This is a genomic window from Leifsonia sp. Y862, assembly GCF_057669585.1.
Window position 1 is genome coordinate 496,604 of the sequence record NZ_JBYHFR010000001.1, and the last position, 21,423, is coordinate 518,026.

24 protein-coding genes are annotated in these 21,423 nt (G+C 62.6%); 13 read left to right on the top strand and 11 right to left on the bottom strand.

Going from position 1 to position 21,423, the window contains the following annotated elements:
* Nucleotides 1-138: 138 nt before the first annotated feature.
* The 12 genes from AC25Z0_RS02315 (at nucleotide 139) to AC25Z0_RS02370 (ending at nucleotide 10,595) form a co-directional block, all read left to right on the top strand.
* Nucleotides 139-432 (top strand): WXG100 family type VII secretion target, encoded by a 294-nt coding sequence (locus AC25Z0_RS02315; RefSeq protein ID WP_488118643.1) that lies wholly within the window; start codon nucleotides 139-141, stop codon nucleotides 430-432.
* 38 nt (nucleotides 433-470) lie between these two features.
* Nucleotides 471-986, top strand: coding sequence for a hypothetical protein (locus AC25Z0_RS02320; protein WP_488118644.1), 516 nt, complete (start codon nucleotides 471-473; stop codon nucleotides 984-986).
* Between the two features lie 290 nt (nucleotides 987-1,276).
* Nucleotides 1,277-2,686 carry a DNA/RNA non-specific endonuclease gene (locus tag AC25Z0_RS02325; protein WP_488118645.1) on the top strand — a complete coding sequence of 470 codons (1,410 nt, stop codon included), beginning with the start codon at nucleotides 1,277-1,279 and terminating at the stop codon, nucleotides 2,684-2,686.
* A gap of 16 nt (nucleotides 2,687-2,702) precedes the next feature.
* Nucleotides 2,703-3,146: a hypothetical protein gene (locus AC25Z0_RS02330; RefSeq protein ID WP_488118646.1), complete on the top strand. Its 444-nt coding sequence runs from the start codon at nucleotides 2,703-2,705 to the stop codon at nucleotides 3,144-3,146.
* A 168-nt stretch (nucleotides 3,147-3,314) separates the two neighbouring features.
* On the top strand, nucleotides 3,315-3,854 hold the full coding sequence (locus tag AC25Z0_RS02335) for a type VII secretion system-associated protein (RefSeq protein ID WP_488132173.1): 540 nt from the start codon (nucleotides 3,315-3,317) through the stop codon (nucleotides 3,852-3,854).
* 25 nt (nucleotides 3,855-3,879) lie between these two features.
* A complete protein-coding gene (locus tag AC25Z0_RS02340; RefSeq protein WP_488132174.1) occupies nucleotides 3,880-4,503 on the top strand; it encodes a hypothetical protein in 624 nt (207 codons plus the stop codon).
* A 20-nt stretch (nucleotides 4,504-4,523) separates the two neighbouring features.
* The gene (locus tag AC25Z0_RS02345; RefSeq protein ID WP_488132175.1) at nucleotides 4,524-4,964 is read left to right on the top strand and encodes a hypothetical protein; all 441 of its coding nucleotides are present in this window, start codon (nucleotides 4,524-4,526) and stop codon (nucleotides 4,962-4,964) included.
* Between the two features lie 105 nt (nucleotides 4,965-5,069).
* Nucleotides 5,070-5,528, top strand: a complete 459-nt coding sequence (locus AC25Z0_RS02350; RefSeq protein WP_488118649.1) for a magnetosome magnetite crystal formation protein family — start codon at nucleotides 5,070-5,072, stop codon at nucleotides 5,526-5,528.
* 91 nt (nucleotides 5,529-5,619) lie between these two features.
* Nucleotides 5,620-6,207, top strand: coding sequence for a suppressor of fused domain protein (locus tag AC25Z0_RS02355; RefSeq protein ID WP_488132176.1), 588 nt, complete (start codon nucleotides 5,620-5,622; stop codon nucleotides 6,205-6,207).
* Nucleotides 6,208-6,395: 188 nt separating this feature from the next.
* Nucleotides 6,396-8,147: an FAD-binding protein gene (locus AC25Z0_RS02360; RefSeq protein WP_488132177.1), complete on the top strand. Its 1,752-nt coding sequence runs from the start codon at nucleotides 6,396-6,398 to the stop codon at nucleotides 8,145-8,147.
* Nucleotides 8,148-8,398: 251 nt separating this feature from the next.
* Nucleotides 8,399-10,129, top strand: a complete 1,731-nt coding sequence (locus tag AC25Z0_RS02365; protein WP_488132178.1) for a cation:proton antiporter — start codon at nucleotides 8,399-8,401, stop codon at nucleotides 10,127-10,129.
* 169 nt (nucleotides 10,130-10,298) lie between these two features.
* A complete protein-coding gene (locus AC25Z0_RS02370) occupies nucleotides 10,299-10,595 on the top strand; it encodes a putative quinol monooxygenase (protein ID WP_488118653.1) in 297 nt (98 codons plus the stop codon).
* Nucleotides 10,596-10,599: 4 nt separating this feature from the next.
* On the opposite strand, the gene AC25Z0_RS02375 is transcribed toward AC25Z0_RS02370, so the two are convergent.
* From AC25Z0_RS02375 to AC25Z0_RS02410, 8 genes are read right to left on the bottom strand one after another with little or no spacing between them, the layout of a single operon-like run.
* Entirely contained in the window at nucleotides 10,600-11,748 is a 1,149-nt protein-coding gene (locus tag AC25Z0_RS02375; protein WP_488132179.1) for an XdhC family protein, read from the bottom strand.
* Nucleotides 11,749-11,772: 24 nt separating this feature from the next.
* Complete coding sequence (locus AC25Z0_RS02380; protein ID WP_488132180.1) at nucleotides 11,773-12,498, bottom strand: SRPBCC family protein; 726 nt, start codon at nucleotides 12,496-12,498, stop codon at nucleotides 11,773-11,775.
* 18 nt (nucleotides 12,499-12,516) lie between these two features.
* Nucleotides 12,517-13,779 carry a vWA domain-containing protein gene (locus tag AC25Z0_RS02385; protein ID WP_488132181.1) on the bottom strand — a complete coding sequence of 421 codons (1,263 nt, stop codon included), beginning with the start codon at nucleotides 13,777-13,779 and terminating at the stop codon, nucleotides 12,517-12,519.
* Complete coding sequence (locus tag AC25Z0_RS02390; RefSeq protein ID WP_488132182.1) at nucleotides 13,772-14,713, bottom strand: AAA family ATPase; 942 nt, start codon at nucleotides 14,711-14,713, stop codon at nucleotides 13,772-13,774. The genes AC25Z0_RS02385 and AC25Z0_RS02390 overlap by 8 nt, the downstream gene beginning before the upstream one ends.
* Nucleotides 14,714-14,749: 36 nt before the next feature.
* Nucleotides 14,750-15,688 (bottom strand): XdhC family protein, encoded by a 939-nt coding sequence (locus AC25Z0_RS02395; protein WP_488132183.1) that lies wholly within the window; start codon nucleotides 15,686-15,688, stop codon nucleotides 14,750-14,752.
* Between the two features lie 19 nt (nucleotides 15,689-15,707).
* Nucleotides 15,708-18,101 carry an aerobic carbon-monoxide dehydrogenase large subunit gene (locus AC25Z0_RS02400; RefSeq protein WP_488132184.1) on the bottom strand — a complete coding sequence of 798 codons (2,394 nt, stop codon included), beginning with the start codon at nucleotides 18,099-18,101 and terminating at the stop codon, nucleotides 15,708-15,710.
* Nucleotides 18,098-18,670, bottom strand: coding sequence for a (2Fe-2S)-binding protein (locus tag AC25Z0_RS02405; protein ID WP_488132185.1), 573 nt, complete (start codon nucleotides 18,668-18,670; stop codon nucleotides 18,098-18,100). The genes AC25Z0_RS02400 and AC25Z0_RS02405 overlap by 4 nt, the downstream gene beginning before the upstream one ends.
* 5 nt (nucleotides 18,671-18,675) lie before the next feature.
* The gene (locus AC25Z0_RS02410; RefSeq protein WP_488132186.1) at nucleotides 18,676-19,560 is read right to left on the bottom strand and encodes an FAD binding domain-containing protein; all 885 of its coding nucleotides are present in this window, start codon (nucleotides 19,558-19,560) and stop codon (nucleotides 18,676-18,678) included.
* A gap of 155 nt (nucleotides 19,561-19,715) precedes the next feature.
* On the opposite strand from AC25Z0_RS02410, the gene AC25Z0_RS02415 reads away from it, so the two are divergent.
* The gene (locus AC25Z0_RS02415) at nucleotides 19,716-20,402 is read left to right on the top strand and encodes a hypothetical protein (protein WP_488132187.1); all 687 of its coding nucleotides are present in this window, start codon (nucleotides 19,716-19,718) and stop codon (nucleotides 20,400-20,402) included.
* Nucleotides 20,403-20,420: 18 nt separating this feature from the next.
* Here AC25Z0_RS02415 and AC25Z0_RS02420 read toward each other — a convergent pair whose 3' ends face one another.
* From AC25Z0_RS02420 to AC25Z0_RS02430, 3 genes are all read right to left on the bottom strand, one after another.
* On the bottom strand, nucleotides 20,421-20,666 hold the full coding sequence (locus tag AC25Z0_RS02420) for a hypothetical protein (RefSeq protein ID WP_488132188.1): 246 nt from the start codon (nucleotides 20,664-20,666) through the stop codon (nucleotides 20,421-20,423).
* Nucleotides 20,667-20,677: 11 nt separating this feature from the next.
* Nucleotides 20,678-21,049 (bottom strand): glyoxalase superfamily protein, encoded by a 372-nt coding sequence (locus tag AC25Z0_RS02425; protein WP_488118664.1) that lies wholly within the window; start codon nucleotides 21,047-21,049, stop codon nucleotides 20,678-20,680.
* A gap of 91 nt (nucleotides 21,050-21,140) precedes the next feature.
* Nucleotides 21,141-21,365 (bottom strand): hypothetical protein, encoded by a 225-nt coding sequence (locus tag AC25Z0_RS02430; RefSeq protein WP_488118665.1) that lies wholly within the window; start codon nucleotides 21,363-21,365, stop codon nucleotides 21,141-21,143.
* Nucleotides 21,366-21,423 lie beyond the last annotated feature (58 nt).

Consider the following 21,423-nt stretch of genomic DNA (forward strand, 5'->3'; position numbering starts at 1 on the left):
CCTGTAGGTTGTAGCCGATTGGCCAATGCGAGCAGACCGTAAGTTTGCGCGCTGTGATTGGCAGTTCCGGGGGGATCTATGATTCCGGATGCATTTAACCGTTATCTAGCTACTGCTTATTGAAAGAGGCCCGCTTCTATGTCGAATATCAAGGTCAGCTACGCCGAGATCGAGACCGCAGCAACCCAGTTGGGTGCGGGTCGTGACGAGATCACAACGAAGTTACAGAACATGCAGACCCAGATCGGCCAGCTCGTTTCCTCGGGCTTCGTCACCGATCAGGCGTCGGGCAAGTTCAACGACGCTTACACGAAGTACACGACGAGCGCGAACACGCTGATCTCACAGTTGAACGAGATCCAGCAGTTCCTGACCGGGACCGCGAACGCGATGCGCGACCTCGATTCTCAAATCGCCTCGAAGATCAACTGACACGTCGAGGTATGTCGCCGAGCGAACGAGCGTCGCCTGTGCCTAGCGCGGCCAATGCTGTGACGCCGGAAGGTGATCAAGTTGAGCGTCCGCTTCTTGTAGAGTTCGCCGAGCTATGGAGTCGGGGGCTTGCCGACACAGGCAAACTTTGGCAACTGTTTGACCTCAGCGAGATGTATCTGCATCGTCCGGACTACTTCGGGGCGCCGGTGTTCACTGTGACTGGTCAGCTCGTTTCCCCGGTGTTTTCGAGCCAAGAAAAACTCGCGCGCTTCATGGTTGCAGAAGATCAGATTGACCTGGACAATGCCGAGGATGGGTACGACTGGGTTCGCCTAACCGGCATAAAATTCTTCGGCCTTCCTGTTCGAGCCAGGCATCTGTTCATCGATCCTGGTTCAGAGCATGGCGTGGTCGTAGACCTGCGTTCCCGAGAAACGCCACCTCCGATCACGAACGGTGCGCCGCCGATCGCTATCGATCTTGAGTTGTTACCCGATGGAAGTATCAGTGGCGGTCCCCATAATTTGGGTGCTGCAGTTCCGGAGAAGTGAATGAGTACCTTTCAGTGCTCGCCGCAGCAGTTGCGGAATGCAGCGACCAACGCGACAACGATCGGAAACGCGATCGGAACGCATCCCGTGCACAACTTGTCGAGCGGCAATCTGGGCCATGCGGAAGTCGCGGCTGCTCTTGTCGCTTTCCGGTCGGCATGGTCCGGTGAGTTCCAGCTGCGTGGGAACGCGGCCAGTGAAGCTTCGCGGCTTCTCACCGGTGCTGCAGCTGACACGAGTCGTCTGGACACGCTCCTATCGAATGCAGCATCCGGGCTTGGGATGAGCCGATGATCTCCGGCAGTTCATCGGTTGAAACGGTTCTTCCCGGGAGCCCCACGGCGATCTCTACGGTTCTGGAGGCGGTAGGTGCCGGTGCTGGCCCTGCACGCGCCGTCACCAGTGCTTGGCAGACGATGTCCCTGCCCGAGTGGCACGGGCGCGCAGCGTCCAGCTGGGAATCGTTCGTCCCCCGGGAAACAGCGCGGACCGGCAAAGCGCCGGCCGCGTTCAGTAGGGCTGCGTCGGCCATGCTCCGGTACCAGTCGGCATTCCTCTCGGCGCGGGCGGAAATCGAGGCGGCGATTCAGGACGCGGCCAGGGCCGAGAATGCCACCGCGGCCGCGCTCCAAGAGCACCGTGCGGCGAAGCGAAGGGCCTACGCCGCCGAGCCGGGAACGCGAGAGGCGGTGGTCGCCCCGTTCAGAGACCCTGGTGCGGTGGCACTCTCAAGCGCGCAGGCCCGCGCACAAACTGCACTTGCCGGCTTCACGCGGTCCGGTGATGAAATTGCTGCCGAGATACGCGCAGCGGCCGGGCAGACTTCGAATGAGAAACCCGGAATCGAATGGTGGGATCAGATCCTCCAGTTCCCCGGACGATTCGTCGAAGGAGTCATCCTCCAGGTCGGGGACACAGTTGTTGGCGCGTGGGACATGCTGCCGATCAAGTACATGTTCGACGACTGGTTCGGTGGCGGCAAATCGTGGTGGGATCAATACGTCGGCGATCTCTGGGGCGGCATTATTGGCGCGATAGTCGAGGACCCTGGGGGCGTGGCCAAAGCGCTGTGGGACGATTTCATCGCTGCCGACCAGTGGGACGAATATGCCGGCGAAGGGACAGGGCGAGTCACTACCAACGTTGCGCTTCTCCTGCTTGGTGGGGCAGGCGTGCTCAAGACCCTCAAGGGGCTGAAAGGCATCAAGAGTGCTGAGATTGCGGGTGTGACGCTCAGAAATGGTGAGCACTTCAACTCAGATGGCACGCTCAAACCAAATGTCACGTACAAGACCGGTGAGTTCGAGTACATCTACACGACCGATAAGAACGGCCACATCTCGAGCTTCCATGCGGACGATCTGAATCTGAAAACGCATGAGGGCCGGCTTCCGCATAATCCGAAAACGCCAGGCAAACTCCCGGGCGACCACGCAGGGCACCTCGCGGGGGATCGATTTGGTGGATCACCAGAGCTCGACAACATAGTCTCGCAGCTGAAAAACGTGAACCTTAGTCAGTACCGCCGAATTGAGGAACAGTGGGCCAAGGCACTAAAACCAGAGCAGCCGGGCGGGCCAAAGAAGGTCTCCGTCGATATGAGAATAGAAACCGATCCTGCGACGGGGCGGCCGGTTAGGTTCGACGTTGAGTATACGATTGACAACCGCTTCTTCGAGCGCTCATTGATGAATGAATAGAATTTGGGGCAGACAAATGGATTCCTTAGAGGAACTTCTCGCAGACGCCCAATCCGAGATGATCGCAGTGTGCCTAGAGTACGCGGGCAAATCGGCGAGCGACATTTTCATCTACGGTTCGATTGAGGACCGGACTGTCTTCTTTGACCCGTTCTTTGTTGTCCACGGGCAAGTAGTGGCCCGAGAGAGCCTTCCCGGAGTAGATACATCTATCCCTCGTCAACGGGCGATGGTGAAGTACGGGAACGAGCAGCTTAGGCGCTTGTACGACGCTGGTAAGGATTCGGGGACTGCCATACCTACGCAGCTCAAGCTCCATTATTCCGTTCAAGCGGGTTCGCTCGATGCGGAGTTCGAGTACGAACCGCAGTATTCCCACGATGCAACGTTGGACAGTTCTGAGCTGAGTAGCACTTGGCAGAGCGAAGTCCAGTTGTCGCTCGCCAAAGAGCAAGGTTAGCCCGCGCCCATCCTCGGGCCGGGAGCGAAGCCGGGATTTGATGCAGAACTCGACTTGCGACCTTTGGGCCTCGGTGGAGGACAGGTCTAGGGCGTCGAGTTCCCCGCGTAAGGATCGATCCACCGGTCCGCTTTCGCAACTGTTATTCGCAACTGTTAGGGGTAAGCCGTGAACGTCAACGATCGTTTCATTCCGCCGATTACGTCTGCGCTCCGCCAACTCGCCGCGCAGAGTCCTGGCGCGTGGGTCTATGTCGTTGACCCTGAACTCAACGCGAATGAGGAGGTTCCGCCTGCAGGGATCGAGGGAGCGTGGAAGGTCTCTGAGGAGGGAGAAATCACCGGCGACTTCGTTCCAAACCCGGACTATCGTCCATCGCCGACTGCGCTCGGTTGGCCTGAAGCTAGGAATCGACTTGAACGGTTCGTTCAGCTTCATGCCGCTGGCCTTGTGGGTGACGAGACACTTTCTGAGGAGTTCCTCCGGGCAGTGGTCTGGGTTCCAACTGGCTCGCATGAATTTGCCCCGGGTCAATTTCCGGAGGAAATTCGGGCCTACACCGACGAAGATGTCGCAATTGCTGCAGGAGTCACCGATCTACGCAGCGTCTTGGGTGGGTCGCTGGTATCCGCGGCGGATGCTGTCCGGGTCCAGTTGAACCCGGACGCGATTGTCAATGCGAGTTTTATCGTGAGACGACTTTCCTAGGAACGCTTGATTGGGTTATCTATCTATGAGCTCTTTTCTCCTCGAGCCTGACGTGCCCTTCGGTCTTGGCGACGGTGCTGAATTTGACCAAGACCCGGCCGCACTGGTCCAAGGTGTGAAGCCATTTGCTCGAGTTGATCTGGTCCTGTGGGAGATGCCTGTTTCGGACTTGTCGACGATCCAAGGGCTCTATCTCGTGACTCCACAATTGGCGTCGACTCTTGACGGGTTCACAGGGCTTGAAAGCAGCCCGTTTACGCTCGCTTTCGAGTCGCAGATGGCTGAGCTCGGAACATTCGATGGGATGACTCTTCCGGATCTTGTGTGTTTGGCAGTCACTGGAGTAATCGGTGTGGATGACTTCGCTCATGTTCCTGGCGTGCCCGGGCTCATTGTCAACGAGAGAACAATGGAGCATCTCAAGAAGTTCAATCCTGACCGTTGCGTGATCTCACCTGTAAATCTGAGCGACTACGGACGAATCGAAAACCAGTGGGCTCGCGCTTTGGACCCGAAGAGGGAAGGCGGACCAGAAAGAGTCTCAGTCGAGGTGAAGATCGAGACTGATCCCGCGACGGGCCGTCCAGTAAAGTTTGACGTGGAGTGCACCATTGGTGACGAGTTTTATCAAGAATCCATTCTGAATTAGGCGTCGAAGGAAACCCCAAAATGAGCAGCATTGAAGATCTCCTTGCCGATGTCCAGTCTGAACTCGTAGGCGTGAGCTTGGAATACGTCGGGGATGCGGCGAGCGATATCTTCATCTATGCCTCGATGGAGAATGGCACACTCTTCTTCGACCCGTTCTTCGTGGTTCAGGGAGAGCTCGTGGCCAAGAGCGAGGTTCCCGGCGTAGACACATCGATCCCACGCCAGAAGTCGTTGGTGAACTTTGGGACCGCGCAGCTGAAGCGCCTCTATGACGGTTGCAAGGAGTTGGGTGTTGCGATTCCGACCCAGCTCAAGCTCCACTATTCTGCCGAAACGCGGTCATTGGATTCTGACTTCGTGTACACCCCCCAGTACTCGAATGACACTTCGCTGCACAGCATAGATCTCAGCAAGAAATGGCAGTCCGAAGTTGATTCCCGCTTGGGTGACGACCGGTAGCTCTTCTGAGCCCGCTATCAGCCTCGGGACGGGAGCGAGTGCGAAGCCCGATCTGATCCAGAATTCGACATGCGGCCTTTTGGCGGAACTAGAATACGATCCGACATGACATCTCTTCCTTCGGAGCAAATGACGTTCCAGTACTCGCCCGTGCCGAACGCGTCCGGCCGCCGTTTTTGGGGGATTGGGTTCCTCTGGTTTGTTCCGTTCTTTGGCGCGGTGCTTGCTCCGATTTTGCTCGGTGTGTTCGCGGCTAAGAACCGCCGGCACCCGGACTTGCTGGTGCGCGAGAATTCGCGGTGGGCAGCAAACTGGGCGATTACTGTGACGCTTGTCGCAGCGATCGCGGCAGCCCTTGTGTTGTTCAACATGATTTTCGGGCTCGTTCTGACTGGAGATATGCAAGCCAGCCGGGGACTGCCGCCAACGCTTCTCGTGGCGAATGTGCTGGTTTGGGCGGCTTGGATTGGGCACCTCGTTGTGTCCATTGTCGGGGTGTCTTCAGCAGGCACCCGTGTTGTTAACCCGAAGATCGCGATCCCGTTTATCCCGGCGACAAGGTAGTTGCGGGCGAGGGCAAGCATTCCGCCTCTCCGCGAAGCGCCTCACGGACAGCATCGAGCCAAGCTGCTCGTAGACCAAGCATTGGTGATACATGATCAATTCCTATATTGCGCGCGACAAGGCTCTTGCTGGCTTCGGGCAGCATAGTGCGGCACCTGTGGTTGAAAAGTATGAGACTGCCATCTCAGGGCATGCGATCGGCGGGTTTTCCATTCCAGACTGCCCTGCTCGGTCTTTTACTTCGTGGGCTACGGTCGCGATGAGCTTCTTTGATACGGGATATAGGAAAAATAACGAGAAGCCGGTTGTCACCGAGCTTGTCGGCTGTGCCGCATCAGAATGGACAATCTTCGGTTACGGTCTTGCATACTGCGCGTTTTATGTTGCTGATGGAGGGCCATCACGACCAGGAACAGTGATTTCCGATGCGTTCGCAAATCACGGGCAGGCGGTGACAACGCCGCACGCCTTGCTTCTTCCGCCGTTCACTTGGGACGAAGGATTCCCGCCTTACGAAGACGAGGATGTCTACGCGACGTGGCTTCAGGTGGTTCCTGCGACCGACGATGAGGCGATGTTCGTCATGGCGCACGGCAGCGAGGCTCTTGAAACACTTTTTGAGCAAGAACAACCTGACCTCTATGACCTGTCGCGCTCGGGCATGACGCTGCCCAGATAGGCAGCAAGCTGATGTCCCTCGGGTACAAAAGCGACGCTTCGGCGTGGGCGTCGAGTCGAAATCCTCCGTCGACTGAATGTGCGACGTTCCGGTCGCCGAACCGCCTCTTGCGGTACGCATAAAACTGGCGTAACTTTCGGGAAAGTGAGACGCACCGTCTCGGTTTTGCCCGGTCAGAGGAGATCGCAATGCCAGCTTCCGCTCACGACCCAGCCGCCCACGTTTCACCAGGCCACTGGGACGACACCGTCGACTATCTCGTGGCCGGTACGGGCGCCGCCGGCCTCTCGGCCGCGATCACAGCGAAGATCAACGGACTCGACACCCTCGTCGTTGAGAGCGAAGCCCTCTGGGGCGGCACGACGTGCATCTCTGGGGGCGGGCTTTGGGTGCCGAACAATCCGCTCATGAATCGGGATGGCGCGCAGGACTCGATCGACGAAGCGCTCGCCTACATGGATGCCGTGATCGGCGACGTCGGCCCGTGGACGAGCAGGGAACGCAAGCTCGCTTTTCTCACCGCCATCCCGAACTACGTCAATCTGCTCGCCGACGAGGGCGTGAAGTGGTCGCGTGCGAAGGACTATCCCGACTACTACCCCGACCTCCCCGGCGGCAAGATCGGCCGCAGTATCGAGGTCACGTCGTTCAACATGCGGAAGCTCAAGGGTTACCAGCGCCTCTCTCGCATGAAGCAGGGTGTCCCTTTGCCTGTCCGCAACGACGACTTTTGGCTACTAAGCAGGGCGTGGTCGTCGCTGGGCGGCTTCGTTCGCGGTGCGCAACTCGTTCTGCGGGTGCTCGGGCATGGGATCATCGGCCAGCAGGCTCGCGGCATGGGACCGGCACTCGCCGGGAATCTCATGCACATTGCGCAGAAGCACGAGATTCCCGTCTGGCTGGAGTCGCCGATCACCGAGGTGCTCGTTGAGGACGGCCGCGTCATTGGAGCGGTCGTGCAGCACGACGGGCGTGAGCACCGCATCAGCACGCGCCGCGGCATCATGCTCGGGGCCGGAGGGTTTGCCCGCAACACGGCCTGGCGGCAGAAGTACCAGGGCATCCCCGGCTGGTCTGCAGCTCCGGATGGACAGATGGGCACGGGCATCCAAGTGGGAATGGATGTCGGTGGCGAGATTGCGATGATGGAGGACGCCTGGTGGGGCGCCGGGGTAATTCTCAAGCCGGGCAGTAACAGCTTCATTCTCGGCGAGCGCTCGATGCCGTTCAGCATGGTCGTCGACCAGAAGGGCAACCGCTACCTCAACGAGTCTGAGTCGTACGTCGACTTCGGCCACCACATGCTCGAGCACAACAAGGTCAGCCCGGCCATCCACTCCTGGCTCGTCACCGATGCCAGGCACACCAAGCGCTATCTCAACACATTCGCCCTCGCTGCCAAGAAGGAAATGACCGAGGCCGGTGAAATTGTGATGGCCGACACCATCGAGGAGCTCGTCGCGAAAATCGGCGTCGAACCGGCAACCTTTGCGGAGACCGTCGCGCGCTTCAACCGTTTCGCATCGGCCGGAGTCGACAGGGACTTCCAGCGTGGACGCACAGCCTACGACCGCTACTACGGCGACCCTGGCGTCAAGCCCAACCCGAACCTGGCGCCGATCGAGCGCGGGCCGTTCCACGCCTTCAAGGTGTACCCAGGCGACCTCGGCACCAAGGGCGGTCTCGTCACCGACGAGTTCGCACGGGTGCTGCGCACCGACGGGTCGGTGATTGAGGGCCTCTATGCGGCCGGCAACAACACGGCGTCGGTCATGGGGCACACCTACCCAGGCCCAGGCGCCAGCATCGCCCCCGCCGGCGTCTTCGGCTACATCGGCGCGCTACACGCGGCGCAACAGGCGCAGAACCCGGCCGCGCGGCCCGCCGTCGAATTCGTAGAACCGGTGGAGGAGCCCGAGACGCTGGAAGTGGCGTTCTAGCCGCTACTCCGCGGAAGGCGCGATCCTGGTGATGGTGCGGCCACAGTGCGTGCAGACCCTCGGCGCCTGGGCGAGCATGGCTTAACGTTGGTGGTGAGCAGTCGCCATTGCGGTCGCTTTCCTGAGTAGATCACTCAGTTCGACGCAATATAGTTAGTGCGATCTTAACTAAGTGATTGCTTTCGACACGTCGAAAGGCCTCAGACAATGGATGGGACGCGCGCTATCAGCTCCAAGGACCTGACCGAATAATGGAACTTGGTATCTATGGCGTAATTGGCCTGGCCATCATCGTGGCCGCTGCCGCGTTCTCCAAACGTCTGGGAGTCGCCGCGCCCATCCTGCTGGTGGGCGCCGGCGTCGCGCTCTCGTATATGCCTGGCATGCCGCCGTTCATCCTGCCCAGCGAGGTCGTGCTCGACGTCCTCCTCCCGCCCATTCTCTACGCCGCCGCGATCAGCGTTCCGATCATCGATTTCCGCCGAAACCTGGGAACTATCACGAGCCTGTCCGTGGTCCTGGTCATTGTTACCGCGTTCGGCGTCGGCTTCCTGCTCTACACACTGCTGCCCGACCTCAACTTCGCCGCTGCCGTGGCGCTGGGAGCGATCATCAGTCCACCGGATGCCGTGGCCGCGACATCCGTTGGACGTCGCCTTGGTCTTCCCCCGCGCATCCTCACGATGCTCGAGGGCGAAGGGCTTGTCAACGACGCGACAGCGCTGGTGCTCTTGCGGTCTGCGGTCGCCGTGGCGGGCGGCGCGATCATCAGTCCCTGGGACGGTGTGGTCGACTTCTTCTACGCGGTGGTCCTTGCCATCGCAATCGGGCTGGCAGCCGGCTTCGTCACCGTGTTCGTGCGATCCAAGTTGAACGACCCCGTACTCGACACCGCGATCTCGCTCGCCGTCCCCTTTATCGCGTTCTTGCCCGCAGAGGGAATTCACGCCTCAGGAGTGCTGGCCGTCGTGGTCGCCGGCCTGTACACGGGGCATGCCAGTCCCGCGATCTTCACCGCGCAGTCCAGGGTCAGCGACCGCATCAACTGGCGCACCGTTCAGTTCCTGCTTGAGAACGCAGTCTTCCTCGTCATCGGTCTTGAGATCCGAACGCTCATCGAGAACGTTGCACCGGGAACCATCAGCGCAGCCAATGCGGTGTTCATCGGGCTCATCGCCACGGCTGCGCTGATCGCGCTGCGATTCCTCTGGGTAGGGCCGCTTGTGCTTGGGTTGCACGCACAGGCCGCCCGCACGGAGAAGAAGACGCTCGGCCTCTGGTTGATGCTGGGGTACTTCCGCACTCATCCCAGTACGAGCCGCCTGAAGACCAAGCAACGCATTCGGGCGGAGAAACTCTACGCACGCCGTCGAGCCGATCTCACGCAGCTGCGTGACGAGGCCATCGATTGGCGTGGGGGAATCGTGCTGGGCTGGTCAGGCATGCGAGGTGTAGTCACGCTTGCCGCAGCCCAGTCGCTGCCGGAGGAAACGCCGTACCGCGAGCAGCTCATCCTCATTGCCTTCACCGTCGCCGTGGTGACGCTCGTCGTGCAGGGCGGCACCCTGCCGTTGCTGATCCGTGTGCTCGGCATCCAGGGCGTGGATGAATCGAAGGACCGCGAGCAGCTCGCCACTCTCCTCGATGAGATCAGCTACGACGGACTTGCCGTGCTGGATGACCCCGCGGCAGCGATCAACCATGACGACGTGATCGACCCTGACGTCGTCGAGCGCGTACGCCAATCGTCGTTCCTCCGTTCGGAGTCAGCCTGGGAGCGCGCGAACGACCTGGGCGCCGGCTCTGGGGAGACGCCGCACCGCACCTATCGACAACTCCGCATGGCCGTCGTCGATGCGGAGCGCCAGAGTCTGCTCGCTGCCAGAGGGCGTGGGGACTACCCGTCGCGCATCCTTGCCCAAGCGCAGGCGATGCTCGACCTTGAGGAAACCCGACTGCGTCCACCGCGCTCTGAACACTAGGTCGGGCGGGAACTCCACCCACATCGCGATCGCGATACCAACGCTGGTTCGCGGTGCAGCGTCCCATTGTCCGATCCGAAGCATATTCATACACTCGGATCACGGCCGCCATGGCCGTCACGCAGTCACGCGATGTCGCCGATTGCGAAGCGACGCTGAGGAGACGGTGATGGCACTCAAGTTTGGACTGTTGGTGTTGGTGGAAGCCCAACCGGGTAAAGGGCGAGATGTCTGGGACTTCCTGGCCTCTGCTCGCGAAATCGCGGCCGGGGAACCTGAGACCAAGACCTGGTACGCCTTCAAGATCGACGACACGCACTTTGGAATCTTTGACACGTTCGAGACGGAAGATGGCCGGCAGGCTCACCTCACCGGCGCCATCCCGGCTGCCGTTGCGGAGAACGGGCCACAGCTGCTGGTCGGCGACCCTGACATCAGAAAGATCGACCTCATCGCCGTCACCTAGCTCGCTACAGCGGATCGGGGCTGGCCTCAAGCGGCTCGTCGTGATGGATGCGATCGGTCAGCCTCACCAGGGGTTCTCTGCTGCCGCCCCATTGCAAGGCGATGATCTCGGCCGCGATTGACACCGCGGTTTCTTCCGGCGTGCGCGCGCCCAGATCCAAGCCGATCGGGCTGTGGAGTGCCGACAGTTCAGGCTCGTTTACACCAGCGGCGCGCAGCCGAGCGAGTCTGTCCTCGTGCGTGCGTCGGGATCCCATGGCGCCGATGTAGGCGACCCGTGGGCCGCGCAGGGCCACTTGCAGCAGCGGGACGTCGAACTTGGGATCGTGGGTGAGCACGCAGATCACAGTTCGCGCATCGAGCAGTCTTGTGGCGTACTGCCCTGCGAGGTAGTTGTGCGGCCAAGCCACGATGACCTCAGCCGCGGCAGGGAATCGGGCGGGGGTGGCGAACACTTCGCGGGCATCACACACCGTGACCCTGTAGCCGAGGTAGGTCCCGAGTGTGGCCAGCGCCGCAGCGAAGTCGATGGCGCCAAAGACCAGCATGCGCGGCTTGGGGGCGAAGCTCTGGAAAAACACCCGCATCCCGGTGTCCTGACGTTCCCCGTTGGGCCCATAGGGGAGAGTGCCATTCCTGCCGACCGCCAGCATCCCCTGGGCGTCCTCTCCGACAGCGCGATTCGCCTCCGCTGATCCGAGATCACCGCTGATTGAGTGCGGGCGCACCACAAGATGGCGGCCGATCCAACTGGCATCCGGATGCTCGATCACGGTTGCGACGGCCACCGGCACGTCGTTCCCAATGTCTGTTCCGAGTGCGGAAAGGTCGGCGAACGTGTGCGGTGAGATGGGTTCAACGAAAACGTCCAGGATGCCGCCACACGTCAGGCCGACCGAGAAGGCGTCTTCGTCGCTGATGCCGTAGCGCACCAGTTCTGGCTTCCCCTCTGCGATCACCTGGGTGGCCAGCTCGTAGACCGCGCTCTCAACACACCCGCCGGATACGGACCCGACGACTGCCCCCTGCGCGGTGACCAGCATCGATGCCCCGGCAGGCCGCGGTGCCGATTGGAAGGTGCGCACGACCGTTGCCAGTCCGGCCACCTCGCCGGTGTGCCACTCGGCCAACAATGTGTCGAGAACGTCACGCATGGCTGAGGCTCCGTTGCTGCGTGGTCACTGCGGTGATTTCTGACCTACGCGCTTGCCAACGCGGAACGCAACGAACGCGACAGCGGCGAGCACGCCGATGAGACGCCCTGGCTGGGAAAGCTGGTCCATGACCATTCGGCTCATGAACGAGAACGCATTCAGGCTGTTGTCGGGGGCGGTGGAGGAGTGCGCCGCGTTCGAATGGGTGGCGGCTCGTGTGGAGGTGGTGGCGCTGCGCGCCGTGGCTTCGGGTCCGCTAGCCGCGCTGGTAGCTCCGGCCACCTCTGGCCCGGTCTGCTGCGTCGCTTCCCCGAGCATTGCCTGAAGGTTGTCGGCGAAAAGAGACATCATTTGATCGGTCACGCCGCCAATGATGCTCTTGCCCATCGCTGCGACCTTGCCGGAGAGATCGACATTCGCCGTGACGGAACCGGTGGTGTGCCCGTCTGACTCGGCGAGCACCAGCGTCGCAGACCCCTGCGCGGCGCCTTGCCCCCTCGTCTCCTGGGCCCGGCCGTCGAACACGGCCCGATGCTGGTCGGCGTCTCGTTCAGCCACGGTGAGCTGGCCGCGGTATTGCATGGCAATTGGACCCAGCTTCACTTTCATGGCCACCTGGTAGGTGTCGTCAGAGAGCTTGTTCAGGATCTCGGCCCCCGGCACGCAGCCGGCCACCCGTTCAAAATCCATCAGGGCATCCCAAACCTGGTCGATGGGTGCATCAACGCTGAAGGTGCTTTCAATCTGCATGGCGGTGTCCTCTGTTCGTCATCTGGATGCGGTCGAGTGAAGATGTTCGGGGTGAATGGGCGCAGCACCATTCGTGTCGGTGTGAATCGCCCTGGCGACATCCGCCAATGCCGCGTAGCTGTGTCCGCTGACAAAGGCATCGCAGTAGGGGAGCGCAGCCGCCATGCCGCCGACCAACGGCTGGTAGCCCTCCGCGGACTTGCGCGGGTTCACCCAGACAATCGTGCGCGCGAGCAGCCGGAGGCGCTTCATCTGAGCGGCGACCTGATCGGGGTCATCCTGCGCCCAGCCATCCGACAACACGACGACTACGGCGCCCCTCGCGAGGCCGCGACGTCCGTACTCATCAATGAAACTGCGGATGCTCTCTGCGAGCCTGGTTCCGCCGGCCCAGTCGGGCGCGTGCGCGGCCGCACGGGCCAGCGCCCGGTTGGGGTCGCGGGCCGTCAGCTGGCGCGTCAGCCGTGTCAATCGGGTCGAGAAGACGAAGGCCTCTGCCCGCGCGCCCGCGACGGCGCCCTGTAACAAGGAGAGGAAGACGCGCGTGTACGGCTCCATCGAGCCGGAGACATCGCAGAGCAGCACAAGCTGGCGCGGCCGCGCTGTGCGCTCGGCGTATATGAGCCTCTGCGCATCGCCACCCGTTCGATGGGCCGCCCGCACTGTGCGGCGGAGGTCAACTCTGCCGCCGTGCAGCGAGGGTCGCGTTCGGCGACTCAGCCTGACCGGCGTCGACATCGCCAGCTTCCGCACCAGCTCGTGCATGTGCAGCAACTCCTCAGGCGTGAGCTGCGCGAACGACGTCTCATGGAGGCGTTCGTCGGCCGATGCGGCGGCAAGAATCGCGTCGCGCGTCGACTCCTGCGTGTCGTCACCGCCTCCGCCGGTACCGACAGTGACGGCGGTATCAACACTCGGCACGTCCTGGGGCGATGCCTCAGGGCGCTGATCACTGGCCGTTGGCCGTGCCGGCGATGGCGCCATAATCGGCGGCGCATTCGGGTCGCCGCGGCTCTCTGCCGGGTCGCCGGTTCCTGCGAAGACTGCCGCGAACACCGTGTCGAAGAGGTCGAGCTGGTCCCTGCCGGTGACGAACACGACCCTGCACGTCCAATACAGTGCGTCGATGGTGACGGGCGGAACGAGACGAAATGCCCGGGAGAGTCTCGCCGCACGATCGGGGGAGCTGGGCAGTCCAGCCCGCCGCAGCGCCGTTGTGATCCCCACCGCCAGCGATGCGGCTTCGACGCTGAGCGCGGGGTAGAGACGTTGTTCAGCCATGCTGACCCTCGTGCTGTCCCTGGCTCTCCATCAGCCAGGCGGCGCCTCGCGCGGTTCCGAGCTCGCGATCGTCACGGTTCTTGAGGAGCGATCCCCAGGTGCGATCAATGCTCGGTACATCGAGCCGGTCAACACCCAGCACGGTCAGCGCCGACACCCAGTCGATCGCTTCTGCGATGCCAGGGGGTTTGTCGAGATCGAGCGAGCGCAGCCGGGCGACGGCCGATGCGGCCTGCAGCGCAAGCGGTTCCGCACTCTGTGGGACCTTCCGACGCACGATCTCTGCAATGCGGTCCGGCGATGGGTAGTCGATCCAGTGGTACAGGCATCGCCGGGTCAGCGCGTCGTGCAGGTCACGGGTGCGGTTGGATGTCAGAACGACGACCGGGGGATGCGACGCGCGTACCGTGCCGAGCTCCGGGATCGTGACGGCGGCCTCTGCGAGCATCTCGAAGGTGAACGCTTCAAACTCGGCATCCGCCCTGTCGATTTCGTCGAGCAACAGCACAGCCGGACGCGGGCCGCGATGCTCGATGGCCTTGAGTAGCGGCCGGCGCAGCAGGTACTCCGGCCCGAACAGTTCTATCTCGTCTACATTCGACCTGTTTGCCTCTGCCAGGCGGATGCCGAGCAACTGGCGCGGATAGTTCCACTCGTAGAGTGCTTCCCCGGCATCGATGCCCTCGTAGCACTGCAGTCGGAAGAGCGGAGTGTCGAGCACCCGTGCCAGCGCGAGCGCTGCCTCAGTCTTCCCCACGCCGGGTTCGCCCTCGAGCAGGATGGGCTGCGGCAGGCGCACGGCCAGGAAGAGGGCGGTAGCCAGGCCCGCATCGGCCAGATAGCCGACGTCGTCAAGGGCCGCGCGCAGAGCCTCGACGTCTGGAATGTGGCTACGCACGTCATCCGTTGCGCCCGGTCGGGCCCCGTCGATCATCGTGCGCCTCGACATCCTCGGTCACGAGGCGAGAAATCACCGAGCGGCGACATACTGATCCGGGCTGGCGAGGAAGGCCGTCCGACAGGAAGCAGAGCAGAAGTAGTACGACTCACCGTTGACGTCGACATGAATGGATGCCGACACAGCGGCAACTGACATGCCACAGACAGGGTCGACGGCGATGGTTGATGCCTGCTGGATGCTGGGCGGTCGGGACGTCGCGCGCTCCTGAATCAGCTGCGCAAAGATCGACACCGCGATCTCTCCCGGCGTCTTGGCACCGATGTCGAGCCCCGCAGGACTGTGCACCCGGATGCGATCCGCCTCTGCAGTGCCCAGCGAACTCACCACTGCTGCGCCGCGCCGTGGGCTGGCAACCAGACCGACGTAAGGCACCTGCGCTATCAACGCCGCTTCGAGGGCCGGCTCCTCGTCGCGGCCGTGTGAGGCAACAACAAGAGCGGCGTCATCGGGCGCTGGGTCCACCGACAGGCCATCCCGGAGGGACATGCTCCACCCTGCCGCGGTACCGACGGCGACGATGGCATGCGCAATCGGGGTGGTACCGACCACGACGACCCGGGGAGCCGGAAGCCTGGGTTCGAGGAAAATCTCAATGGCGCCGCCGCTCAGGCACGGGTTCGTCACTTCGACCACGCCAGACTCCGGCTCCGCGGACGGTTCGCCTGGCAGCACCCTGAGCAGCAGTGGTTCACCGGTCGAGAGCGTCATCAAGCCGTATTGCCGAACGGATGCCTCGACGCAGTTGCCGCCGACGAATCCGTCGATCTCGCCGCGTGCGTTCACCAGCGCGGTGTCTCCTGGCCGCGCGCTTGTCGGCCGTTGCGCACGCACGACGGTGGCGCGCACGAACGCTTCGCGGCGCGCTGCGAGTTCGTGCGCGCGCGTGGACAGGGTGTCTCCCTGTGATGCGGGGTCGGGCGGTGACTCCACGTCGGGCGGTGGTGCCATGTCGGGTGACGTTGCCATGTTAGATCGGGGGCCGTGCTCTGCCCTGCATGGCCTCCCAGACCCTGGCTGGCGTGCACGGCATGTCCATATGGGTGACACCGAGCGGCGAGAGTGCGTCGACGATCGCGTTGACGATGGCCGGGGGAGACCCGACTGTGGCCGACTCTCCGATGCCCTTTGCGCCGATCGGATGATGCGGCGACGGGGTGACGGTGAACCCGGTCTCCCAATTGGGAACTTCCATCGCGGTGGGGATGAGATAGTCCATGAATGTGCCGCCCAGGTTGTTGCCGGCCTCGTCAAACTCGATGAGCTGCATGAGCGCCATGCCAACGCCATCCGTCAGACCGCCGTGTACCTGGCCCTCGATGATCATGGGGTTGATGCGCGTTCCACAGTCGTCAACAGCAATGAACCGCCGCACGGTGACGTGGCCGGTACCTGGATCGATGTCGACAACGCAGATGTATGCACCGTACGGGAACGTTAGATTGGGCGGATCGTAGGTCACCTCCGCGTCGAGGTTGCCATCCACGCCCTCGGGGAGCGCCACAGTGCCATGCGCGCCCATCGCAATTTCTGCGATGGTTTTTCCCACGCTCGGGTCGCCGGTTACGAACCAGCGGCCCTTCTCCCATTCCAGGTCTTCCGGTCGGGTCTCCAGCATCGCTGCGGCGATCAGGCGCGCCTTCTCACGCACCTTCCTGGCGACGAGAGCCACCGCTCCGCCGCTGACGGGCGTCGACCGGCTGCCATAGGTGCCCAGACCGAACGGGGTCTGGTCGGTGTCGCCGTGCACGACGTCGATGTCCTCAGGGGGAATGCCTATCTCCTCCGCCACGATCTGGGCGAAGGTTGTTTCGTGTCCCTGCCCCTGGCTCTGGACAGAGATCCGTACGACCGCTTTGCCCGTCGGATGGACGCGCAGCTCCGCGCCGTCGTTCATTCCGAGGCCGACGATGTCCATGTGCTTTCGGGGTCCGGCGCCGACAGTCTCCGTGAAGAAGGCAACACCGATGCCCATCAGTTCGCCGCGCTCCCGCTTCTCTTTCTGCTCGCGCCGAAGCTCGTCGTACCCGGCAATCTCCATCGAGAGCCGCATCGTCGCTTCGTAGTTGCCTGAGTCGTACTCCCACCCGGTCTTGTTCGGGTATGGAAACTGGTCTGGCTGGATGAAGTTCTTCAGCCGGAGTTCAGCGGGGTCGATCTCGAGCTTGTGGGCGAGCATGTCCACCAGCCGCTCGACCAGGTACACGGCCTCCGTGACCCTGAATGAGCAGGCGTATGCCACGCCCCCAGGCGCCTTGTTCGTGTAGACGCCGGTCACTGTGCAATGCGCAGCCTGGATGTCGTAGCTGCCGGTGAAGATGTGGAAGAACCCCGCAGGGTACTTCGTCGGCTGCGCCGTCGCGTTGAAGGCGCCGTGGTCGGCGAGGACGTTGGTGCGCACGGCGAGAATCTTGCCGTCCTTCGTCGCTGCGATCTCGCCCTGCATGATGTAGTCGCGGGCGAAGGAGGTCGACATGAGATTCTCCGACCGGTCTTCCACCCACTTGACCGGCTTGCCGGTGACGATGGACCCGACCACCGCGAGAATGTATCCAGGGTAGATCCCGACCTTGTTGCCAAAACCGCCGCCGATGTCGGGGGACACGACCCTGATCTTGTGCTCAGGGATGCCGGCAACGATCGCGAACAGGGTGCGGTGCGCGTGCGGGGCCTGGCTCGTCTCGTAGAGGGTGAGCGTTCCGTCGATCGGATCGAAGTCGGCGACGGCGCCGCAGGTCTCCATGGGTGCAGGGTGCGAGCGTGGATAGACGATCTCCTGCGAGATGATCACGTCGGCTGTGGCGAAGACGGCGTCGGTGGCAGCGGCGTCTCCCGCTTCCCAATCGAAGATGTGGTTGTCGGTGCGGCCGTCCATTTCGTCGCGGACGACGGGAGCGTCGGCATCCATCGCCCGTCTGGCGTCGACAACGGCGGGCAGTACGTCGTATTCGACCTCGATGAGTTCCAGTGCATCGCGCGCTGCATAGCGGTCCTCCGCCACGACGAACGCGACCTCCTGGCCCTGGAAGCGCACTTTGTCCGTGACGAGCACGGCCTGGACGTCAGCAGACAGGGTGGGCGCCCACGCCAGGTTGAGTCCGAGCAGGTCTTGTCCTGTGATGACAGCGACAACGCCAGGGTGGGCAAGCGCTGCGGTGGTGTCGATGGAGACCACGCGGGCGTGCGCGACCGGCGAGCGAAGAATGGCGCCGTGCAGCATGCCAGGCAGCACGATGTCATCGACGTAGTGGCCCTTCCCCCTGACGAAGCGTGGATCTTCCTTGCGCTGGATGCGGCCGTAGCCGATCGGGCGGTCCTCGTCTCCGGCTGCAGGGTTGGCGGGGTGGTCGAGTGCGATAGTCATGCGCTGACCTCCTTTTCAGTGGCGTCGGCGATGCGTTCGTGTATCTCGACCATTTCGTCTGTCTCGGCCATCTCAACCTGCTCGATCGTCACATCCGCTTCGGGGGCGGCCTGTGGGTGTTCGGCTGCCCACTGCACCGATCTGACGATGGTGGCGTAGCCCGTGCACCGACACATCTGGCCGGAGATCGCCTGGCGGATCTCGGTGTCGCTGGGGTGCGGATTGTTGTCGAGCAGCGAGCGGGCGGTGAGCATCATGCCTGGGGTGCAGAAGCCGCATTGCAAGCCGTGTTCCTCCATAAATCCCTGCTGCACGGGGTCGAGCGTGCCGCCGACGGCCAGTCCCTCCACCGTGGTGATGGCATGGCCGTCTGCCATAGCGGCAAGCACGGTGCATGACTTCACGGGTTGGCCGTCCATGAGCACCACGCAGGTGCCGCAATTGGACGTGTCGCACCCCCAGTGCGTGCCCGTCAGTCGCAGTGTGTCCCTGATGAAATGCACGAGCAGGACACGCGGCTCGATCTCCCGTGTGACGTCGTCGCCATTGACCGTCATGCTCACCTGCATCGGCTTCAGCCTTCCTGTGGGGTGTCGGCGATGGCGCGCGCCGTGGCACGCTGCAGCACCCTGCGGGTGAGCTCGTCGGCGAGATGGAGTTTGTAGTCGATCGGCCCGCGTTGGTCGGCAACCGGTTTTGCGGCTGCCGCGGCGAGCCGACCGGCCTCGATGAACAGCTCAGCTGAGGGCTTTTGCCCCCTGAGCACAGCTTCGGCAGTGGTGATGGTTCCCTCGATCCCGACCGCCGTGAGACCGAGTGCGGCGTCGGCGATGGTGCCGTCATCGGCGAGTGTCACCGCGGCGCCCGCTGCCACGATCGCCCAGTCTCCAACGCGGCGCTCCACCTTCTCGTAGGCGCTGCCCGTGAGCGGATGAATGGGGAAACGGATCTCGCACAGTATCTCGTTGTGGGCCACGGCCGTCTCATACGGGCCCTGGTGGAATTCGGTCATGGGGATGACGCGCTCGCCGCCTGGTCCGCGGATCACGACTTCTGCGCGCAGGACATCGCACACGGTGGCGAGATCCTCCGCGGGATCTCCCTGGCACAGCGAGCCACCGATGGTTCCGCGGTTACGCACCACTGGGTCAGCAATCACACGCTCGGCGTCGGCGATGATCGGGAACAGGCTCACGACATCCGCTGATGCAAGGAGTGCGGCGTGCCGTGTCATCGCGCCCACCCGCAAGCGATCATCCTGTCTCAGGATGAAGTCGAGTTCGAAGAGGTCGTTGATGTCGATGAGCCATTCCGGCCTGGCCAGCCGGAGACGCATCATCGGGAGCAAGCTGTGCCCGCCGGCGACGACCAGGGACTCAGGTCCGTGCCGGTCGAGAAGGGCGATGGCGTCGTCGACATTTGTGGCTCTGACATAGTCGAATGGAGCCGGAATCTGCATTGTGGCCTCCTCATCTTCGAGTGGCCCACAACGTGAGCTTGGCTCAACTAGCTCACATCTTGCCCTGCCGTTTCGGTGATGTCAATATTTCTCCAACCGGCGCGACGCGTTCGGTGGCACGGACGACTCGCCAACGGTGGCGGGGGGAGTGGGCAATGATGATCGCGGTGGCGTTGTGCCTCTCTGTTGCCGCGATGGTCGTTGCGATCAGGCATCAACGGCCCGGTGCTCGCACTGTTGCGGGATCTGTTGCGGGATCTGTTGCGGGACCTGTCGCACGACCCGGTGCACAGTTTGTGCGTGGGCGACAGGTGAGCGGTCGGTGGCTACTCGGAGCATCGACGACGGTCTCGGCGATGGGCATGGGCGCGCTCATGTTCGTCCCCCTGCTGCTGCCGGAATTCACGTCGCTCATGACGGTGGCACTCGGCGGAGCGCTGCTGCTCATCGTGGTGACGATGGTCGCCGTTGATCGGATGCGGAGACTGTCAGCGCTGGGCAGCGGATCGATCCAGCATTGGCAGAAGTGTGTCGGGGGCCTTGCCGTCGTCGATCTTGGCTTCATGTCGCTCGCTGTGCTGGTGATGCCGGCTCATGGAACTCTCCAGGTGGCGACGCAGTCGCTGGCGGCCGCTACGGCCTCTGCGTCAGTGATGGGCGATCAGCATGCAATGACGGAGGGTGGCGTGATGATGTGGGCCGTGCTTGCAACGTGGCTGGCGTGTGCTGCCATCCTGGTTGCCCCTGCGCTGCGGGCAGAACGGAGTATCGGCGTTTCGCACGCCGTGTGTTCAGGGCTGATGATCGCCGCGATGGCGGTGCTTGTGCTCGCCGGAAGCTAGCCGGCAGCGTGTGGCGTGTCAGTCGTCTTCGGTGTCGTTGTCTGCAAAATGTTCGATTGCGGCGGCCTCTTCGGCCACCTCAGGGACAGGTGCTTCATCGCTTTCGTCGGCCTCGTCAGCCTCATCAGCCTCGTCGGCGTGACCAGCAGCTTCGGCCCTTGTGCCTTCGTCGAGCGTTCCTGTGCCGTCCGGGTAGCCGGCCTCATCTGGATACTCGAGATCCGCCGCCGGGGTCTTCTTGGTTTTGTTGTCAGGATCGGTCATGGTCGCAGGCCTCAGTCGCGCTGGGGCAGCTCTTGCAATGCCCACGTGTTGCCGTCGGGATCGGCGAAATAGACGAAACGACCCCAGCTCTGTTCGTCAACCGGACTGGCATCCACGCCGGCAGCCACAAGCTGGGCACGCGCCGCATCGGCGTCGGCGACCACGATCTGGATGCCCTTCTGCGAACCGGGTTGCATCTCAGTGATCCCCTCGCCGAAGCAGATAGAGCACGCCGAGCCGGGCGGCGTGAGCTGCACGAATCGCAGGCTCTCGTTCACTCGCTCGTCGAAGTCGGCATTGAACCCGACCTGGTCGACATAAAAGGCTTTAGCCCGGTCGACGTCGGTGACGGGGAGTGCGACGAGTTCGATTTTCCAGTCCATGCGTATCCTCCAGGCCGTGACGCATGCTCGTCGAGCATGACACTGCCGAGGCTATCGCTGTCGGGGTCGCCCGAATAGATCCCAAACCGGCCTACACAAACGAGCGCGTCTCAACCAATTCATAGATGGCTTCCCCCCGGGGGCGCTGTTGCACCGCGAGGAGCCACATACCGGATACCGTGCGACCCCGCTGGTCGACCGGATCAACGAGGAGTGCCGGAAGATCGCCGAAACGATCGGGCTCCAGCGCGATGCGCGGTGGGTACTTGGTGAGATGTGGCCCGCGAAGTGCTGCGAGGATGAATCCTGTTTTCATGGGCTATACCTTCCGCTCAGTGACTATGGAGCACTATCGGCACGGTGCAGCGACACGT

What these genes read in the sequence shown, in the direction of transcription:
- AC25Z0_RS02315 (WP_488118643.1), top strand. Translation starts at nt 139, where the DNA reads ATGTCGAATATCAAGGTCAGCTACGCCGAGATCGAGACCGCAGCAACC.
- AC25Z0_RS02325 (WP_488118645.1), top strand. Translation starts at nt 1,277, where the DNA reads ATGATCTCCGGCAGTTCATCGGTTGAAACGGTTCTTCCCGGGAGCCCC.
- AC25Z0_RS02330 (WP_488118646.1), top strand. Translation starts at nt 2,703, where the DNA reads ATGGATTCCTTAGAGGAACTTCTCGCAGACGCCCAATCCGAGATGATC.
- AC25Z0_RS02340 (WP_488132174.1), top strand. Translation starts at nt 3,880, where the DNA reads ATGAGCTCTTTTCTCCTCGAGCCTGACGTGCCCTTCGGTCTTGGCGAC.
- AC25Z0_RS02345 (WP_488132175.1), top strand. Translation starts at nt 4,524, where the DNA reads ATGAGCAGCATTGAAGATCTCCTTGCCGATGTCCAGTCTGAACTCGTA.
- AC25Z0_RS02350 (WP_488118649.1), top strand. Translation starts at nt 5,070, where the DNA reads ATGACATCTCTTCCTTCGGAGCAAATGACGTTCCAGTACTCGCCCGTG.
- AC25Z0_RS02355 (WP_488132176.1), top strand. Translation starts at nt 5,620, where the DNA reads ATGATCAATTCCTATATTGCGCGCGACAAGGCTCTTGCTGGCTTCGGG.
- AC25Z0_RS02360 (WP_488132177.1), top strand. Translation starts at nt 6,396, where the DNA reads ATGCCAGCTTCCGCTCACGACCCAGCCGCCCACGTTTCACCAGGCCAC.
- AC25Z0_RS02365 (WP_488132178.1), top strand. Translation starts at nt 8,399, where the DNA reads ATGGAACTTGGTATCTATGGCGTAATTGGCCTGGCCATCATCGTGGCC.
- AC25Z0_RS02370 (WP_488118653.1), top strand. Translation starts at nt 10,299, where the DNA reads ATGGCACTCAAGTTTGGACTGTTGGTGTTGGTGGAAGCCCAACCGGGT.
- AC25Z0_RS02375 (WP_488132179.1), bottom strand. Translation starts at nt 11,748, where the DNA reads ATGCGTGACGTTCTCGACACATTGTTGGCCGAGTGGCACACCGGCGAG.
- AC25Z0_RS02380 (WP_488132180.1), bottom strand. Translation starts at nt 12,498, where the DNA reads ATGCAGATTGAAAGCACCTTCAGCGTTGATGCACCCATCGACCAGGTT.
- AC25Z0_RS02385 (WP_488132181.1), bottom strand. Translation starts at nt 13,779, where the DNA reads ATGGCTGAACAACGTCTCTACCCCGCGCTCAGCGTCGAAGCCGCATCG.
- AC25Z0_RS02390 (WP_488132182.1), bottom strand. Translation starts at nt 14,713, where the DNA reads ATGATCGACGGGGCCCGACCGGGCGCAACGGATGACGTGCGTAGCCAC.
- AC25Z0_RS02395 (WP_488132183.1), bottom strand. Translation starts at nt 15,688, where the DNA reads ATGGCACCACCGCCCGACGTGGAGTCACCGCCCGACCCCGCATCACAG.
- AC25Z0_RS02400 (WP_488132184.1), bottom strand. Translation starts at nt 18,101, where the DNA reads ATGACTATCGCACTCGACCACCCCGCCAACCCTGCAGCCGGAGACGAG.
- AC25Z0_RS02405 (WP_488132185.1), bottom strand. Translation starts at nt 18,670, where the DNA reads ATGCAGGTGAGCATGACGGTCAATGGCGACGACGTCACACGGGAGATC.
- AC25Z0_RS02410 (WP_488132186.1), bottom strand. Translation starts at nt 19,560, where the DNA reads ATGCAGATTCCGGCTCCATTCGACTATGTCAGAGCCACAAATGTCGAC.
- AC25Z0_RS02415 (WP_488132187.1), top strand. Translation starts at nt 19,716, where the DNA reads ATGATGATCGCGGTGGCGTTGTGCCTCTCTGTTGCCGCGATGGTCGTT.
- AC25Z0_RS02420 (WP_488132188.1), bottom strand. Translation starts at nt 20,666, where the DNA reads ATGACCGATCCTGACAACAAAACCAAGAAGACCCCGGCGGCGGATCTC.
- AC25Z0_RS02425 (WP_488118664.1), bottom strand. Translation starts at nt 21,049, where the DNA reads ATGGACTGGAAAATCGAACTCGTCGCACTCCCCGTCACCGACGTCGAC.
- AC25Z0_RS02430 (WP_488118665.1), bottom strand. Translation starts at nt 21,365, where the DNA reads ATGAAAACAGGATTCATCCTCGCAGCACTTCGCGGGCCACATCTCACC.